This is a genomic window from Streptomyces sp. NPDC058375 (genome assembly GCF_042723425.1).
Taxonomy (GTDB): Bacteria; Actinomycetota; Actinomycetes; order Streptomycetales; family Streptomycetaceae; genus Streptomyces; species Streptomyces durocortorensis.
Genome location: NZ_JBHXJG010000047.1, coordinates 18910 through 35186, shown reverse-complemented (window position 1 = coordinate 35186; position 16277 = coordinate 18910). Strand labels below are relative to the sequence as shown.

General features: G+C 72.9%; 10 protein-coding genes and 1 pseudogene. 4 read left to right on the top strand and 7 right to left on the bottom strand.

Annotated elements, in window-relative coordinates; translation table 11 throughout:
- Nucleotides 1-39: 39 nt before the first annotated feature.
- Nucleotides 40-2634, bottom strand: coding sequence for a bifunctional FO biosynthesis protein CofGH (locus tag ACFWM7_RS11070; protein ID WP_383258106.1), 2595 nt, complete (start codon nt 2632-2634; stop codon nt 40-42).
- A 150-nt stretch (nt 2635-2784) separates the two neighbouring features.
- Here ACFWM7_RS11070 and ACFWM7_RS11065 point away from each other — a divergent pair, with 150 nt between their 5' ends.
- A complete protein-coding gene (locus ACFWM7_RS11065; RefSeq protein ID WP_383258116.1) occupies nt 2785-3528 on the top strand; it encodes an HAD family hydrolase in 744 nt (247 codons plus the stop codon).
- 21 nt (nt 3529-3549) lie between these two features.
- On the opposite strand, the pseudogene ACFWM7_RS11060 reads toward ACFWM7_RS11065, so the two are convergent.
- The 3 genes and pseudogenes from ACFWM7_RS11060 to ACFWM7_RS11050 form a co-directional block, all read right to left on the bottom strand.
- Nucleotides 3550-3799: pseudogene (locus tag ACFWM7_RS11060) on the bottom strand (Lrp/AsnC ligand binding domain-containing protein); the annotation flags it as partial.
- A 273-nt stretch (nt 3800-4072) separates the two neighbouring features.
- Nucleotides 4073-5557 carry a peptidoglycan D,D-transpeptidase FtsI family protein gene (locus tag ACFWM7_RS11055; RefSeq protein ID WP_383258104.1) on the bottom strand — a complete coding sequence of 495 codons (1485 nt, stop codon included), beginning with the start codon at nt 5555-5557 and terminating at the stop codon, nt 4073-4075.
- A 107-nt stretch (nt 5558-5664) separates the two neighbouring features.
- On the bottom strand, nt 5665-6510 hold the full coding sequence (locus ACFWM7_RS11050) for an LLM class F420-dependent oxidoreductase (protein ID WP_383258112.1): 846 nt from the start codon (nt 6508-6510) through the stop codon (nt 5665-5667).
- A 121-nt stretch (nt 6511-6631) separates the two neighbouring features.
- Between ACFWM7_RS11050 and ACFWM7_RS11045 the strand changes: the two genes are divergently transcribed.
- Both ACFWM7_RS11045 and ACFWM7_RS11040 read left to right on the top strand, forming a co-directional pair.
- Complete coding sequence (locus ACFWM7_RS11045) at nt 6632-8203, top strand: CehA/McbA family metallohydrolase (protein ID WP_383258102.1); 1572 nt, start codon at nt 6632-6634, stop codon at nt 8201-8203.
- A gap of 54 nt (nt 8204-8257) precedes the next feature.
- On the top strand, nt 8258-8764 hold the full coding sequence (locus tag ACFWM7_RS11040; protein WP_383258099.1) for a sel1 repeat family protein: 507 nt from the start codon (nt 8258-8260) through the stop codon (nt 8762-8764).
- Between the two features lie 187 nt (nt 8765-8951).
- On the opposite strand, the gene ACFWM7_RS11035 is transcribed toward ACFWM7_RS11040, so the two are convergent.
- Nucleotides 8952-11963, bottom strand: a complete 3012-nt coding sequence (locus tag ACFWM7_RS11035) for a GNAT family N-acetyltransferase (RefSeq protein WP_383258097.1) — start codon at nt 11961-11963, stop codon at nt 8952-8954.
- A 125-nt stretch (nt 11964-12088) separates the two neighbouring features.
- Between ACFWM7_RS11035 and ACFWM7_RS11030 the strand changes: the two genes are divergently transcribed.
- A complete protein-coding gene (locus ACFWM7_RS11030; protein WP_383258095.1) occupies nt 12089-12817 on the top strand; it encodes a siderophore-interacting protein in 729 nt (242 codons plus the stop codon).
- Nucleotides 12818-12957: 140 nt separating this feature from the next.
- Here ACFWM7_RS11030 and ACFWM7_RS11025 read toward each other — a convergent pair whose 3' ends face one another.
- Nucleotides 12958-14544, bottom strand: a complete 1587-nt coding sequence (locus tag ACFWM7_RS11025) for an APC family permease (protein ID WP_383258093.1) — start codon at nt 14542-14544, stop codon at nt 12958-12960.
- Between the two features lie 237 nt (nt 14545-14781).
- A complete protein-coding gene (locus ACFWM7_RS11020; RefSeq protein WP_383258090.1) occupies nt 14782-16248 on the bottom strand; it encodes an aldehyde dehydrogenase family protein in 1467 nt (488 codons plus the stop codon).
- Nucleotides 16249-16277 lie beyond the last annotated feature (29 nt).

The window sequence follows — 16277 nt, the reverse complement described above, 5'->3', positions numbered from 1 at the left end:
GGCTCCCCCCGCCCCGCACACCTCTTCCGCCCTCCGCCCTCAGCTGGGCAGCACCGGCAGCAGTTCCGGCAGATGGCCGTCCGAGGCCGTGGCCGCCGCGACCCGTTCGGCCGGGACCTCCCCGTACAGCGTCGTACGGGGACGGGACGGGCGGCCCGCCAGCTCGGCGATAGCCTCCAGGTCCTTGATGGAGCGGTACGAGCCGTAACTCGACCCCGCCATACGGGAGATGGTCTCCTCCATCAGCGTGCCGCCCAGGTCGTTCGCGCCCGAGCGGAGCATTTCCGCCGCGCCCTCCGTGCCGAGCTTCACCCAGCTCGTCTGGATGTTGGGGATGTGCGGGTGGAGGAGCAGCCGCGCCATCGCGGTGACGGCGCGGTTGTCGCGGTCCGTCGGGCCGGGGCGGGCGATGCCGGCCAGGTAGACCGGGGCGTTGGTGTGGATGAAGGGGAGGGTGACGAACTCCGTCAAGCCGCCTGTCTCCTGCTGGAGTCGGGAGAGCGTACGGAAGTGGCCCAGCCAGTGGCGGGGCTGGTCCACGTGCCCGTACATCATCGTCGAGGACGAGCGCAGGCCCACCTCGTGCGCCGTCTTGATGACCTCCAGCCAGGTGGCCGTGGGCAGCTTGCCCTTGGTGAGGACCCAGCGGACCTCGTCGTCCAGGATCTCCGCCGCCGTACCGGGGATCGAGTCGAGTCCCGCTTCCTTGGCGGCCGTCAGCCAGTCGCGGATCGACATCCCGGTGCGGGTCGCGCCGTTGACGACCTCCATGGGCGAGAAGGCGTGGACGTGCATGCCGGGGACGCGTTCCTTCACCGCCCGTGCGATGTCGAAGTAGGCCGTGCCCGGCAGGTCCGGGTGGATGCCGCCCTGCATGCAGACCTCGACCGCGCCGACGTCCCACGCCTGCGCCGCCCGGTCCGCGACCTGGTCCAGCGAGAGGGTGTACGCGTCGGCGTCGGTGCGGCGCTGGGCGAAGGCGCAGAAGCGGCAGCCCGTGTAGCAGACGTTGGTGAAGTTGATGTTCCGCGTGACGATGTACGTGACGTCGTCACCGACCACGTCCCGGCGCAGCGCGTCCGCGATCCGGCACAGCTCGTCCAGCGCCGGGCCGTCCGCGTGGAGCAGGGCGAGGGCCTGGTCGTCGGTGAGCTTCGTGGGGTCGTCGTCGGCCTGGCTCAGGGCCTGGCGTACGTCGGCGTCGATCCGGGACGGGACCATGCCGGGCGCCGCCGCCTCGCGGAGCGCCTCCCAGTCCCCGTACACCTCGTCGAAGTCGTTGCGTCGGTCGCCGGTGCGGCCCTCGGTGTCGATGGTGGCGTGGAGGTCGGTGCGGCCGGAGGAGGCGAACCCCTCGTCGGGCTCCTGCCAGGGCAGGCCGACGGGGAGCGCGTCCTCGCGGGCGAGGCCCGTCTCCGGGTCGGCCAGGGCGCGGACGTGCGGGAGGAGCCGGGGGTCGAGCCAGGGCTCCCCGCGCTGGATGAACTCGGGGTAGATGGTGAGGCGTTCACGGAGCGTGAAGCCCGACTCGGCGGTGCGCGCCGCCAGTTCGTCGATGTGCGGCCAGGGGCGCTCGGGGTTCACATGGTCGGGGGTGAGCGGCGAGACCCCGCCCCAGTCGTCGATGCCCGCGCCGATGAGGAGCGCGTACTCGGCGTCCACCAGGTTCGGCGGGGCCTGGATCCGGGCGGACGGGCCGAGGATGTGCCGGGTCACGGCGATCGCGGCGGCCAGCTCCTCCAGCTCCGCGTCGGGCATCCCGCGCATCGCCGTGTCCGGCTTGGCGCGGAAGTTCTGCACGATGACTTCCTGGATGCCGTGGTAGGCCCGGGCCGTCTTGCGCAGCTCGAAGAGGGAGTCGGCGCGCTCCTCGTAGGACTCGCCGATCCCGATCAGGATGCCGGTGGTGAAGGGGACGTTGGAGCGGCCCGCGTCTTCGAGGACCCGCAGCCGTACGGCCGGTTCCTTGTCCGGGGAGCCGTGGTGCGGGCCGCCGGGCTCGGACCACAGGCGGGTCGCCGTCGTCTCCAGCATCATCCCCATCGAGGGCGCGACGGGCTTGAGGCGCTGGAGGTCGGTCCAGGTCAGGACGCCCGGGTTGAGGTGGGGCAGCAGGCCCGTCTCCTCCAGGACCCGGATCGCCATGGCGCGTACGTACGCGAGCGTGTCGTCGTACCCCTCCGCCTCCAGCCACTCGCGCGCCTCGGGCCACCGGTCCTCGGGGCGGTCGCCGAGGGTGAACAGCGCTTCCTTGCAGCCCATCGCCGCGCCGTCGCGGGCGATCTTCAACACCTCGTCGGGGGACAGGAACATCCCGTGGCCGGCGCGGCGGAGCTTACCGGGGACGGTGACGAAGGTGCAGTAGTGGCACTTGTCGCGGCAGAGGCGGGTGAGCGGGATGAAGACCTTGCGCGAGTACGTGATCACGCCCGGCCGGCCCGCGGCCTCCAGGCCCGCGTCCCGGACGCGGGCGGCGGACGCGGCCAGATCCTTCAGGTCGTCGCCGCGCGCCTGGAGCAGGACGGCGGCCTCGGTGACGTCGAGGGCGACACCGTCACGGGCGCGTTTGAGCGCGCGCCGCATGGCGTTGGAGGTGGGGCGTCCGCTCTGGGGATCGGCATCGGGATCGGTCATGAACCGAGCATACGAGCGAGGCGCGGGTACCGGACCAGGGCCCGGGGCCTGTATGCGCAGGCCCGCGGATGCTCCTGGTCACTCGTGCGGGCCGACTCACCCGAATGAGAGCCCGCAGGCGGCGTCCTCGCGCCTAGTGTCGGAACGGTGATGGAAACGATCGTCCTCGACATCGGCGAAACCCTCGTACGCGACGACCGGCACTGGGCGTCCTGGGCCAACTGGCTCGGCGTACCACCGCACACGCTCGGCGCTTTGGTGGGCGCGGCCGTCACCCAGGGCCGCGAGGCCACGGACGCGCTGCGGATCCTGCGGCCCGACATGGACGTCGAGGAGGCCTACCGCGCGCGGGCCGCCGCCGGGCGCGGGGAACACCTCGACGAGTCGGACCTCTACCAGGACGTCCGGCCCGCGCTGGGCGAACTGCGGGCCGCGGGCGTCCGGGTCGTGGTGGCGGGGAACGGCACGGTCCGGGCCGGGAAGTTGCTGCGGGCGCTGGACCTGCCCGCCGACCTGGTGGTCACCTCGGACGAGTGGGGCGTACGCAAGCCGGACCCGGAATTCTTCGCACGGGTGGCCGAGGTGGCGGGCGCGGCCCCGGAGGCGACGCTGTACGTGGGCGACCACCCGGCCGACGACCTGTTCCCGGCCGCGGCGGCGGGGATGCGGACGGCGCATCTGCGGCGCGGGCCGTACGGGCACTGGTGGGCGGAGCATCCGGATGTGGTGGAGACGGCGGACTTCCGTATCGACGCGTTGACGGAGCTGGTGGCGTTGGCCTCCTCCGCCGCCGCCTCCGCTGGCTCCGCCTCTTCCTCCGGTGTCACGCCCGAGGCGGAGGAGGAGGAGGAGGAGAAGGTCGTGCGGCGGGGCACGTTGAGGTCGGTGCGCTAGAGCCGTTGCCCCTGGGCGGAGTCACACCTCGGCGGTGGTCTCCAGCGGGACGGGGCGTTCGAAGAACGTCTCCAGCACCACCGTGGCCTGCGTCCCGCCGACCCCGTCGATCCGGCGGAGTACGTCCTGCAACTGCTCGGTGGTCGCGGTCCTGACCTTCACCCATCGCCGATGCGCTGCCCGCGATCACGTGCGCCTCCATGATCTCGGGGAGCGCCGCGAAGGCGTCGGCCGCATCACCCATCCAGGAGGCCGAGTCGACCATGACGTAGGGAGCCCTTCCGGGGTGCCCTCCCGCGCCTCGGGGCGCCCACCAGGCCGGAGCGCTATCAGCCCGTCCGGCGTTTGACGACGGAACCCTTGCCTCGGGGGGCGTGAGGGCAGACAGGGACCTGGGGCTCGGCACCCCGTTGCGTCACCCAGGGCCACCTTGGCGGTTCCGTCCTCAAACGCCGGACGGGCTTGTTTTGGCTCACCCCGGACGAATTGGGAGGGCCGCCCCGGACGGGCTGGAGTGGGCGTCCGGACGGGCTGAGATGGCCCCCTAGTCCCCCAGCACCGCCTGCATCACGCTCTTCGCGATCGGGGCGCCGAGGCGGCCGCCCGAGATGTCCGAGCGGGAGATGTCCATGTCCGTCGGGTCGATGAACACGGCGACCGCGACCGAGCGGCCGTCGTCCTTCTTGCCGTAGCTGACGAACCAGCCGTACGGCACCTCGTCCTCGACGTTCACGCCCCGCTGGGCCGTACCCGTCTTGCCGCCGACCGTGACACCGTCGATCAGAGCGCGCTGGGCGCTGCCCTCCTTCGCGGTGTGCTCCATCATCTCCTGGACCTTCTTCGCCGTCTCCGGCGAGACGGCCTGGCTCATCTCCTTCGGCTCGTTCTTCTCCAGCGTGGAGAGGTCCGGGCCGCGCAGCTCGTCGACGATGAACGGCTGCATCAGCTTGCCGTCATTCGCGAGGGCCGCCGTGACCATCGCCATCTGCATCGGGGTGCTGGTCAGGCTGCCCTGGCCCATACCGGTGAGGGCCGTGCCGGGCTTGTCGAGCTTCGGCGGGTAGAGGCTCTTCGTGGCGAGCAGGTCGCCGAACTCCTCCGCGTACACGTCCTCGTTGAAGCCGAACTTCTCCGCCGTCTCCCGCATCCGGTCCTCGCCCAGCTCGGACGCGGCGTCCAGGAAGACGTTGTTGCAGGAGAACTGCATGGCCGTCTTCATCGACGCCTTGTTGCACACGGCGTCGCCCGCCTCGCTGCCGATCTTGTTCGAGGCGAGCGGCAGGGGGTAGGGCGAGACGGCGTCCGTCCGGGCGTCCACGTCGGTGACCACGCCGTGCTCCAGCGCCGCCGCGGCCGTGAGGATCTTGAAGGTGGAGCCGGGCGGGTACGTTTCGCGCAGCGGGCGGTTGGCCAGCGGCTTGTCCTTCTTCTTCTCCAGCGCGGTGAAGCGGTCGCTCTCCTTGAACGAGATGCCGGCGAAGGCCTCGGGGTCGTACGAGGGCGTCGAGGCCAGGGCCAGCACCTTGCCGGTGCTCGGGTCCAGGGCGACGACCGCGCCCCGGGCGCCCAGGTCGGTCAGCCCCTTGTAGCCGGCCTTCTGCGCCTTGGCGTCGATCGTCGTGATCACGTCGCCGCCGCGCCGGGGCTGGCCGGTCAGGACGTCCTTGGCGTGCCGGAAGGCGAAGCGGTCGTCCTGGCCGCTGAGGACGCTGTCGTAGGTCCGCTCCAGCAGTGACGTGCCCCGGGACTGGGAGGCGTAGCCGGTGACGGGCGCGTACATCGGACCGTCCTTGTAGGTCCGGCGGAACGCGTAGTCCCGGCTGTCGGTCTCCTTCGACCCGGTGACCGCCTTGCCGCCGACGATGATGTCGCCGCGCGGGGTGGAGAACCGCTCGAACCGCACCCGGGCGTTGTGCTCGTGCTGGGCCAGCTCCTGGCGGTCGACGTGCTGGAGCCAGTTCGCCCGCAGCAGCAGGGCCAGCACCAGCAGCCCGCAGAAGATGGCTATGTGCCGCAACGGCCTGTTCATTCCACTCCCCACCCGGGCGGGCCTCCGGCCCGCGTATGCGATCCCCGGTGGATAAGGATGCCTTGTACGCGGGCACGGTTGCACCGGCGGCCCCGGAGGGCCCCTTCTCACAGGTACGCGGCGTACGCGTCCAGCGTCCGCAGGACCTCCGGTTCGTCCGCCGGGGGCAGCTGGAGCACGACCTCCTCGATGCCCAGGTCCGCGTAGTGGGCGAGCTTTCCGGGGCTGGGGTGGACCGCGTACGGCACCACCTGGAGACCCTTCGGGTCGCGCCCGGCCTCCTCCCAGGCCGCCCGCAGCTTCGGCAGGGACTCCGTGAGACCCCCGCCGCCGATGGGCAGCCAACCGTCCGCGTACTCCGCGATGTGCGCGAACAGCTTCGGGCCCGCCCCGCCGCCGATCAGCGTGCGCGGGCCGTTGACCGGGCCGCGGGGCCGCCGGCAGGGCTTCGGGTGCGCCTCGCTCGCCTGCACCGACCCGAAGGCGCCCTCGTACCCGCTCGGCTCGTCCGCCCACAGGGCCCGCATCAGCGCCATCCGGTCCCGGACCCGGTCCCGGCGCGTCGGCCACTCCACCCCGTGGTCGGCGGCCTCCTCGACGTTCCAGCCGTAGCCGACGCCGAGCGTGAACCGGCCGCCGGAGAGGTGGTCCAGGGTGGCGGCCTGCTTGGCCAGGTCGATCGGGTCGTGCTGGGCGACCAGCGTGATGCCCGTGCCGAGGGTGAGGCGCTCGGTGACGGCGGCGGCCTGGCCGAGGGCGACGAACGGGTCCAGCGTGCGGCCGTACTCGCGGGGCAGGTCACCGCCCATCGGGTACGGCGTGCGGCGGCTCACCGGGATGTGCGTGTGCTCGGGCAGATACAGCCCGCCGAACCCCCGCTGCTCCAGCTCGCGGGCGAGCCTGACCGGGGTCACCGTCTCGTCGGTGAGGAAGATCGTGGTGGAAATCCGCATCGAAGCCACCTCCGTGACACCTCCGTGGTCGTCCTGCTTCTGTACGTCGTCCTTCTGTACGTCGTCCGTGCGAAGCGCCAACGTAAGCCGTATGTCGGCGAAATCCGAGACCGTGACAGCCATGAACGCAGCCGTGAACACCGCCACGAACACCGCTGTGCACCGGCGCGGCCTCCTCGCCGCGACTGCCGCCACCGGCTTGACGTTGGCCACCGTGAGCTTCGCCCACGCCGCAGACCGCCCCGGGCCCGGCCCCGACGACGGTCCCCGGCGCACCCGGACCGTGCGCGGGACACTGCCCGCCGGGTCGCCCGACTACGTGTACCTCCCGATCGAAGTCCCGCGCGGGGTAACCGAGTTGGTCGTCTCGTACACGTACGGGAAGCCGCCCGTGCCACCCGGCGTCCAGGGCAACGCGCTCGATATCGGCCTCTTCGACGAACGCGGCACGGCCCTGGGCGGGCGCGGCTTCCGAGGCTGGTCCGGCGGGGCGCGCACCTCGTTCTTCGTCCGCGCCGACACCGCGACCCCCGGCTACCTTCCGGGCCCCGTACGCCCCGGCACCTGGCACATCGCCCTGGCCCCCTACACCGTGGCCCCCGAAGGCCTCCCGTACGAGGTGACCGTCACCCTCCGCTTCGGGGAGCCGGCCCGTACCCCCACCCCCGCCTACCCGCCCGAGCGGGCCAAGGGGCGCGGCCGGGCCTGGTACCGGGGCGACTGCCACGTCCACTCCACGCACTCGGACGGGCGGCGCACCCCGGCCGAGGTCGCCGCCGCCGCGCGGGCCGCCGGGCTCGACTTCATCAACAGCAGCGAGCACAACACCACCTCCGCCCACGCAGCGTGGGAGGGTCTGTGGGGCGACGACCTGCTGATCCTGACCGGCGAGGAGATCACCACCCGCAACGGGCACGTGCTGGCCGTCGGCACCGACCCGGGCGTCTTCGTCGACTGGCGCTACCGGGCCCGCGACCACCGCTTCGGCCGGTACGCGCGCCAGATCCGCCGGGCCGGCGGGCTCGTCGTGCCCGCCCATCCGCACGCCACCTGCATCGGCTGCAACTGGAAGTTCGGCCTCGCGGAGGCGGACGCGGTCGAGGTGTGGAACGGGCCCTGGACCCCGGACGACGAGGTCGCCCTCGCCGAGTGGGACAACGCGCTGGTGGCCTCCGTACGGAACGCGGACGACGGGCCGGGGCGCTGGCTCCCCGCGATGGGCAACAGCGACGCGCACCGCGAGCCGGACCGCCTGGGCCACCCGCAGACCGTCGTCCTGGCCGAGTCGCTGTCGCGGCGGGCGGTCCTCGCGGGCATCCGGGCCGGGCGCTCCTACCTCGCCGAGTCCGCCGCCCTCACCCTCTCCTTCGGCGCGACGGACGGGCGGGGCCGGCACGCGGGCATCGGCGAGCGGCTGCGAGCGGCGGCGGACGCCCCCGTGAACGTACGGCTGGCGGTGTCGGGTGCGCCCGCCGACTGCACGGTGCGGCTGGTCACCGATCAGGGGGTCCTGCTGACCACCCCGCTGCCCGCGGCGGGAGCGGACGTGGTGGAGTGGCGTACGACCCCCGACCACGCCGCGTACGTACGCGCCGAGGTCCGGCACGCACCGGCCGTTCCCGGACTGCCGGGCGCGTTCGCGGCGCTCACCAACCCGGTCTTCCTCGACGCGGCGGCCGGTACGACGGGCTGAGAAGCGGGAAGGGACGAAGCACGCGTGGCGCGGGCCGGGCGGAGAGGAGCGGGAATGGGACCGGGAGTGGGACCGGGCATGGGACCGGGAGTGGGGCCGGGGCTGGGGCTGGGGTACTTCCTGCTGCCGGCGGGCGGCGCGCTGAGTCTGACCGGGGTGATCACCGGCAACGGCACGCTGATCAGCCTGAGCTGGATCATGTGGGTGCTCGGGATCCTGCTGATCCTGGGGAACCGGTACCGCCGCCCCGCCGATCCGCGCGCGCTGGCGGCGGCGGCCGCCGCCGGGGACGCCCGGGCCGTACGGGAGCTGCGGACGCTCGCCCTGACCGCCCGGGCCGAGGGTCGACCCGACACCGCCGAGCGGCTGCTGCGGCAGGCGGTCGAGGCCGGTGACGTGGAGTCGATGTGGGAGCTGGGCCGCCTGGTCGAGCAGCGGGAGGGGCTGACGGCGGCGGAGCCGTGGTTCCGGATGGCGGCGGAGGGCGGGCACGCGGTCGCCAAGCGGCTGTTCCGGCCGGGCGGCGCACTGTACCCGGACGGGGCGGACCCGGCGTCGTAGGGCCTGCTCCGCCTCTCTCTGGGCGGGCCTCACGCTCTACGGCGCGTACGGCCGTCCGGCGGACGGCGCGCCGTTCGCGGTGTCGGAGCTGATCCGCCGCGCCGTGGAGCGGGGCGGGCTCCACGCCATGAGCCCGGGGCGGGCCCCGTGTCGTAGGGCCCGCGCCGCCGCTGTGCGCGATGGTCCGTTACGCCAGTCCCAGCGCCGCCCTCGTCAGGAACGCCAGCCGGGCCGTCTTCTCCGGCTTCTCGATCTCCGGGCCCAGCTCGAACCCGACCCGGACCATCCGGGCGAGGGCCTTCTCGTTGCGGGCGTCGGGCTCGACGACGACCCGCAGGTGGGCCGGGTCGCCGAAGACGTAGGCGATGAACGCGGTGAGAAGGGCGTCCGTGTACCCCTTCACCGCTCCCTCGCCCTCGGCGGCCGCGATGAGCAGGTGGATGCCGAAGTCTCCGGGCTGTACGTCGTAGCACTCGCCGACCGGGTCGGCGTCCGGCTCGTACGTCTGGAAGAGCGCGGCCGGGACGCCGTCACGCAGGGCGAGGTAGGCGTGGTGCGTGGGGAGCGAGTCGACGAACTCGTAGATCTCCCGGACCTGTTCGCGGGTGTGGTCGGCCATGCCCCAGAAGCGGGCCCGCTCCTCGGTGACCCAGCCGTGCAGCAGGTCGGCGTCGGCCGCCGGGTCGACCGGGACCAGGCGGACGGTGCCGAAGCCCTCGACCTTCTGCTCGTGCACGGCGGGCCGGAGGGCGGGGGCCGCGGGCCCGGTGGCTGCGGTGGTCATGGCGGGGTTCTCCTCGGTGCGGTGGAGCGATGTGCGGTGGGGCGTCGTGCGGTGCAGCAGGTTCCAGTCCGTGACGACCGGGGCGAGCTCGCCCCGTGCCCACAGGGGCGTCTGGTCGCGGTGGTGGGCGGAGCCGGGGACTCCGGACGCGCCGAACGGGACCGCCCACCGGCTGTCCTCGCGGCGGGCCAGGTCCCAGACGTAGCGGGCGGCCGGGCCCCGGGCGAACAGGTCGGTGACGCCGGGGACGCTGGAGGTGGACAGCACGCAGTCGTGGTCGCCCGCGACCCCCGGCCGGATCGCCTCCGCGTCGGAACTTTCGGGTGCGAGGTCCGGCAGGGCCTGCCAGGGGGAGAGCCGGTGCAGCTCGCCCCACGGGGCGGGCGGGGTCTCCTCGGCCGCCGCCGCGACGGCCTCGGCCGAGGCCGCGACGAGCGCCAACCGGTCCTCGTGCGGCAGGAGTCCTACGGTGAGCAGGCTCTCCAGGGCGTAGCCGATCCGGGGGACGGCGGCGAGCCAGGGGCGGAAGAGGGCGGGGCAGGCCGGCGAGCGCCAGGGGTCGTCCGCGCCCGTGACGCCCTTGAGGGCGGGGTGGGCGGCCAGCCGGTGGACGACGTCGGTGCGCAGGCGGGCGTAGAGGGTCGCGTCGGTGCTGTCCGCGTCCATGTGGCGGTCCCAGCGCAGCAGCCGGTCCCGGAGGCGTTCGGCGGCGGGGCCGAGGCCGGGGGCCCAGGCGAGCAGGGCCAGCAGTGGGCGGGAGGAGGCGAGGCGGGTGTCGGTGTGGACGGCGGCCTGGGCGTCGGAGGTCCAGCCGGTGCGCGCGCCGAGCAACTCCCGTATCCGGTGGGCCCGGTGCGGGGGTGCGAACTCGACGCCGAGCGGGGCGGCGAGGCCGCGCTCATTGGCCATCACCGCGATCCCGCCGGAGCTGTCGGAGCTGTCGGAGCCGTCGACATCGGTACGGGGCAGGGGGACGGCCTCGCCCTCGCGCCAGGCGTACGCCGGGTCCTCGGCGGGAACGACCCGCAGCCGGTTGACGTACGGGCGCACCGGGACGTGACCGGCGACCCGGTGCAGGGTGCCGCCTGCGGTGTCGGCGGCCAGCACCACGTTGACGGGCTCCACCCAGCGGTCGAGGGCGGTGTCGACGTCGGCGACCGTACGGGCCCGGAGCAGTGCGGGCAGCACGTCGAAGCCGAGTTCGCCGGTGACGCGGGGCGGGTAGCGGAGGCTGATGAAGGCGGCGTCGGCGGCCGCGCCGGGCTCAGGGTGGGCGCCTTCGGCGGCCGGGGCCACGTCGGCCACCTCGCCCCCGGCCACGTCGGCCGCCTCGCTCCCGGTCCCGGGGTCGTCCCCGATGATCACCGGCCCCCGGTCCGTCTCGATGACCTCGACCTGCTCCGGGTCCGCCCCCGCCACCTCGATCGTCTCGGTGTGGGCGTGGGCCCGGTACCAGCCGTCCGGGCCGAGCGCCTCCACTCCGCCGTCCTCGGTGCGGCGCAGCCGCTCCCGGTAGAGGTCCTGGTAGTCGGCCATGGCGTTGGTGATCGCCCAGGCGACGTGGCCGGTGTGCCCGAAGTGGGCGATGCCGGGGATGCCGGGGACCGCGAGGCCGACGACGTCGAACTCGGGGCAGGCGAGGCGGATCTGCTGGTAGACGCCGGGGTCCTCGATGAAGCGGTGCGGGTCGCCCGCGATCAGCGGGGCGCCGGTGGCGGTGCGGGCGCCGGTGAGCAGCCAGCCGTTGCTGCCCGCCGTGCCGGGGCCGTCGGTGGCGAAGAGGGTCATCCGGTCCTCGCCGAGTCGGCGGGCGACCTCTTCGCGCCAGAGCTTGGTCGGGAATCCCGCGAACAGGATGTGCGTGGAGAGCCAGACGCCGAGCGGGGTCCAGGGCTCCCAGCGGCCGGGGGCGATGCCCAGGGCGGCGAACTCGGGTGCGTGGGCGGCCCCTTCGGTGAGGCCGTCGTTGACGCCGTCGACGTACGCCGCGACCCAGGCGGCGGTCTCCGGCGCGAGGCGGTCGAAGCAGCGGCGGGCTGTGTCGGCGATCCGGGCCCGCCGGACGAACCGGTCCCAGTCGACGGCTTCCGCGCCGAGGTGGGAGGCGCTGGTGCCGAGCACCCGGTGCCGCTCGGTCTCCAGCTGCCAGGCCCGGTCGAGGGCGGTGGCGTGGCCCTGGGCGCGGGCCAGCGCGAGGGGGCCGGCGGCCCGCAGGTGGGGTATCCCCCAGTCGTCGCGGAACAGCTCGAAGCCGCCCGACGGCACCTGCCCGGGCCCCCCGCCCGGCCCTCCGTCCGATACCTGCCCGGGCCCGCCGCCCGCCCCTCCGTCCGATCCGACCGGCCCTCTGCCCGATCCGTCCGGCCCCCCGCCAGGTCTCTCGCCCGGTCTGTCGCTGTCGATGTCGACGGTCATCGTTCTGCCCATCCCCTGCTCTCGGTGGTTTTCAGCCACTCCCCAGCCCCCGAGATTTAGGTTAGCCTAACCTAAAGTGACCCTTTGGGCAGTGGGCCGGGGCGGCAGGAGAGGGCGGGAACACCGTGGGGCATGGCTGGGAAGGCGTCGTTCTCAAACTGTTCCGGGGCCGGGACTTCACGTTCACGGTGACCGGCGCGGAACAGGTCACCGACCGCTTTCGCCGGGTGCACGTGACCGACGGCGGACTGCTCTCGGCGACCGGCGGGGCGCACCCCACGATGTGGGTGCGGCTGTGGTTCGAGAAGGACGGCAAGCCGCACCAGCGCGCCTACACCCTGGTCGACCCAGACCCGGAGGCCGGCACCTTCAGTCTGGAATTCGCCCTGCACGAGGGCCCCGCCTGCGACTGGGCGCGGGCGACGAAGCCGGGCGACACGATCGACGCGACGCTTCAGGGCACCGGTTTCACACTGCCCGACCCGGCGCCCTCGCGGCTCTTCGTGATCGGCGACGCGGCGGCGCTGCCCGCGATCAACTCCCTGCTGGACGCGATCCCGGAGACCTCGGCGACGATCTGGTTCGAGACCGCGCACGAGGACGACCGGAAACTCCCGTTCCGCCTCGACGAGGCCCACCACACCCTGCACCACGTGGAGCGCCGCGAGGCGGGCGCGCACCTGGTCTCCGAGGTGAAGGCGGCCCTGCCGGAGCTGCTGGGCGCCGACCACTCGGACGCGTACGTCTGGGTCGCCTGCGACACGTCGACCACCCGGACCCTGTCCGCGTACCTCCGCAAGGAGCTGGGCCTGCCCAAGGACCGGGTGAACGCGCTGGGTTACTGGCGGCCGTAGAGCCTCACGGACCTGACGGCACCACACGACGGAAGGCCCCGGCGAGCAAGCCCGCCGGGGCCGTTACGCACCTCCGGACCCCGACCACGCGCCTTCGGACCGCAGCGTCCTGCGCAGCAGCACCCCGCCCCGCCGCGCCCTCAGTCCTGGACCACCAGCGCCGGGGTCTGCTTCGTCAGGACCTCGCCCCGGAAGAACGCCGGGCTGCGGCGCTCCATCGCGACCATCAGGACCACGCCGAGGAGCAGCAGCCCCACCCCGATGACGAAGACCGAGCCGACGCCGAACACCGAGGAGCCGGAGCCGTACGCCGGATCCCACATGTCGTAGAGGGTCTTGGCGAAGACGGCGGCGAGCAGGACCCCGCCGAGCAGCGGGAAGAGGCCCTTGAAGACCAGGTCCCGGGCGGAGCGGGTCAGTTCGGCGCGGAAGTACCAGGCGCAGGCGAAGGCGGTCAGCGCGTAGTAGAAGCAGATCATGAGGCCGAGCGCGTAGATGGTGTCGACCAGGACGTGCTCGCTGACCAGGGTCATCACCGTGTAGAAGACGCCGGTGCCGATGCCCGCCGTGATCGTCGCCCGGCCGGGCGTCTTGAAGCGGGGGTGGACCTTGGCGTACGAGGCCGGCATCGCCTCGTACGCGGACATGGCGAGCACCGTGCGGGCGACCGGGATGAACGTGGTCTGAAGGCTGGCGGCGGCCGAGGCGAGGACCGCGAGGAAGAGCAGGATGCCGAGTCCGGGGCCCATCACGGGTCCGGCGAGGGCGGCGAAGACGTTGTCGGAGGTGTCCGGGTTGGCGAGGCCGAGTCCGGAGGTGCCGGAGCCGACGGCCATCTGGGCGGCGATGCCGGTGGCGAGGTAGGAGCCGACCAGGACGACCATGGCGATGAGGGCCGCGCGGCCGGGGGTCTTCTCGCTGCCGGTGGTCTCCTCGTTGGCGGTCAGACAGGCGTCCCAGCCCCAGAACATGAAGATGGAGAGGGAGAGGCCGGCCGTGAAGGCGGCGAAGGACTGGACGGCGAAGGGGTTCAGCCAGGACCAGGAGAAGTCGAGCGAGGACGCGAAGTCCGGGCCGCCGCTGCCGGCCTTGCTGAGCGCCATCGTCACGAACAGGGCGAGGACGACCAACTGGAGCCCGACCAGGGCGTACTGGATGCCCTTGGTGGCGGTCATGCCCCGGTAGCTGATCGCGGTGGCGACGGCGATGAGGGCGAGGCAGGTGAGGATGTGGACGGGCTTGCTGTCGTCCAGGGCGGCGACCGATTCGCTGCCGGTGATCTCGCCCGCCAGCAGCCAGAAGTACGAGGTGGCGACGCCCGCCAGGTTGGACAGCACGATGATCGTCGCGATGACGAGGCCCCAGCCGCACATCCAGCCGACGCGCGGGCCGAACGCCTTCACCGTCCAGGTGAAGGAGGTGCCGCAGTCCGGCATGACCTTGTTCAGCTCGCGGTAGGCGAAGGCCACGAGCAGCATCGGCAGGAACCCGGCCAGGAAGACGGCCGGCATCTGCACGCCGACCTCTCCGGCGGTCGAGCCGAGGGTGGACGTCAGGCAGTAGACGGGGGCGACGGTGGAGACGCCGATGACGGCGCTGCCCATGAGGCCGACGGAGTTCCCGCCGAGCCCTTTGCCCCGTACACCGCCACGGCCGTCACCGCCGTCGGCCGGGGCGCTTCCCCGTACCGTGTCTCCGGCCTGTGGCCGCGCGTCCAGCTGAGTCATGAGAAGGACGCTATGCGCTGCGATATCCACATCCGGAGCGTGAGACTCCAACGTCTCACCCTTGGATGCGGCAACCAACCCCCCGAAGCGCTTTATTAATGCAAGGCGATATTCAAACGAAACCTTGCAATGCATGAAGCTTGGCCGAGCGTGACGACGTACGGTAACCGTAGCGCTGTCCGTTTTGGGTAGGTTCAAAATTTTCCCGTGCCGCTCCGCGCCCGCTCCTGTGAGGGTTCAGCCGGGCCAGACGATCGCCTGTGTCTCGCTGTAGGCGTGCAGGGCGTACGAGCCCACGTCCCGCCCCACCCCGCTCTTCTTGAACCCGCCGAACGGGGCCTCCATGTTCCGCCCGACCGTGTTCACGCCGACCCCGCCCGCGCGCAGCCGCCGGGCCACGCGGAAGGCGCGGGCGACATCGCCGGACCAGACGTAGTCGATGAGGCCGTAGTCGCTGTCGTTGGCCAGCGCGACAGCCTCTTCCTCGTCGTCGAAGGGGACGACCACGACGACCGGCCCGAAGATCTCCTCGCGGACGACCCGCATGTCGGGGGTGCAGTCGGCGAGGAGGGTGGGCGCCACGTAGAAGCCCCGGCCCAGGTGGGCGGGCCGGGCGCCGCCCGTGACGACCCGCGCGCCTTCCTTCCGGCCCAGCTCCACGTACGCCTCGACGCGGTCGCGGTGGGCGGTGGAGATGACCGGGCCGACCACGGTGGACCGGTCGGCGGGGTCGCCGACGGTCAGCCTGTTCGCGTACGCGGCCAGCGCGGCGATCAGCTCGTCGTGCCGGGACCGATGGACCAGGACGCGGGTCGGAGCCGTACAGATCTGTCCGCTGTAGAAGGAGAAGGTGGTCCCGATCCCCGCGACGGCGGAGGTCAGGTCCGCGTCGTCGAGGACGAGTGCCGCCCCCTTCCCGCCCAGCTCCATCAGCTGACGCTTCATCCCGCGCCCGCACACCTCCGCGATGCGCTGCCCGACGCCGGTGGACCCGGTGAAGCTGACCATGTCGACATCCGGGGAGTCCACGGCGGCTTCACCGGCCGCCGCGCCCGACCCGGTGACGACGTTCACCACCCCCGGCGGAACACCCGCCTCCGCGAGGGCGGCGGCCATCCGGTAAACGGAGAGCGGGTCCTGCGGGGCGGGCTTCACGACGACCGAGTTGCCCATCGCGAGCGCGGGCGCGATCTTGCCCCCCGGGTTGGCCCAGGGGTTGTTGTACGAGGTGACGCAGGTGACCACGCCGACCGGCTGGCGGACGGCCAGCGCCCCGAAGACCCCGGCCCGTCCCATCGGTCCGGCCTCGTTGACCTGCGGCGCGATGGCCTCCTCGACCGGCTCCAGCGCGCCGCGCGCGTACCGCCGGAAGCGGGCGATGCCGACCCCGACCTGCATCCCCCGGGCGGTGGAGGCGGTAGCTCCGCTCTCCCGCCGGGCGATCTCGGCGTGGGCGAGGAAGTCCCGCTGGATCAGGTCGGCCGCCCGGTCCAGGATCGCGGCGCGCTCCTCGGGACGGGTACGCGACCAGGGGCCGAAGGCTTCGCGGGCCGCTGCCGCCGCCTCGTACACCTGGGCGCGGCTCGCCTCGGGGGCGAGGCCGGCGACCTCCTCGGTGGCGGGGTCGATGACCTCGTAGTGCCCGTCGGCGGGCTCGACCCACTCCCCGCCGATGAAGAGCTTCCCGGGGCTGCGGTCGCTCACGCCGTACTCACTGTCCGGGTGTCGCGGCC

Bases quoted from the DNA above. Each gene is read 5' to 3' on its own strand.
- ACFWM7_RS11070 (WP_383258106.1), bottom strand. From the start codon at position 2,634: ATGACCGATCCCGATGCCGATCCCCAGAGCGGACGCCCCACCTCCAAC.
- ACFWM7_RS11065 (WP_383258116.1), top strand. From the start codon at position 2,785: ATGGAAACGATCGTCCTCGACATCGGCGAAACCCTCGTACGCGACGAC.
- ACFWM7_RS11055 (WP_383258104.1), bottom strand. From the start codon at position 5,557: ATGAACAGGCCGTTGCGGCACATAGCCATCTTCTGCGGGCTGCTGGTG.
- ACFWM7_RS11050 (WP_383258112.1), bottom strand. From the start codon at position 6,510: ATGCGGATTTCCACCACGATCTTCCTCACCGACGAGACGGTGACCCCG.
- ACFWM7_RS11045 (WP_383258102.1), top strand. From the start codon at position 6,632: ATGAACGCAGCCGTGAACACCGCCACGAACACCGCTGTGCACCGGCGC.
- ACFWM7_RS11040 (WP_383258099.1), top strand. From the start codon at position 8,258: ATGGGACCGGGAGTGGGACCGGGCATGGGACCGGGAGTGGGGCCGGGG.
- ACFWM7_RS11035 (WP_383258097.1), bottom strand. From the start codon at position 11,963: ATGACCGTCGACATCGACAGCGACAGACCGGGCGAGAGACCTGGCGGG.
- ACFWM7_RS11025 (WP_383258093.1), bottom strand. From the start codon at position 14,544: ATGACTCAGCTGGACGCGCGGCCACAGGCCGGAGACACGGTACGGGGA.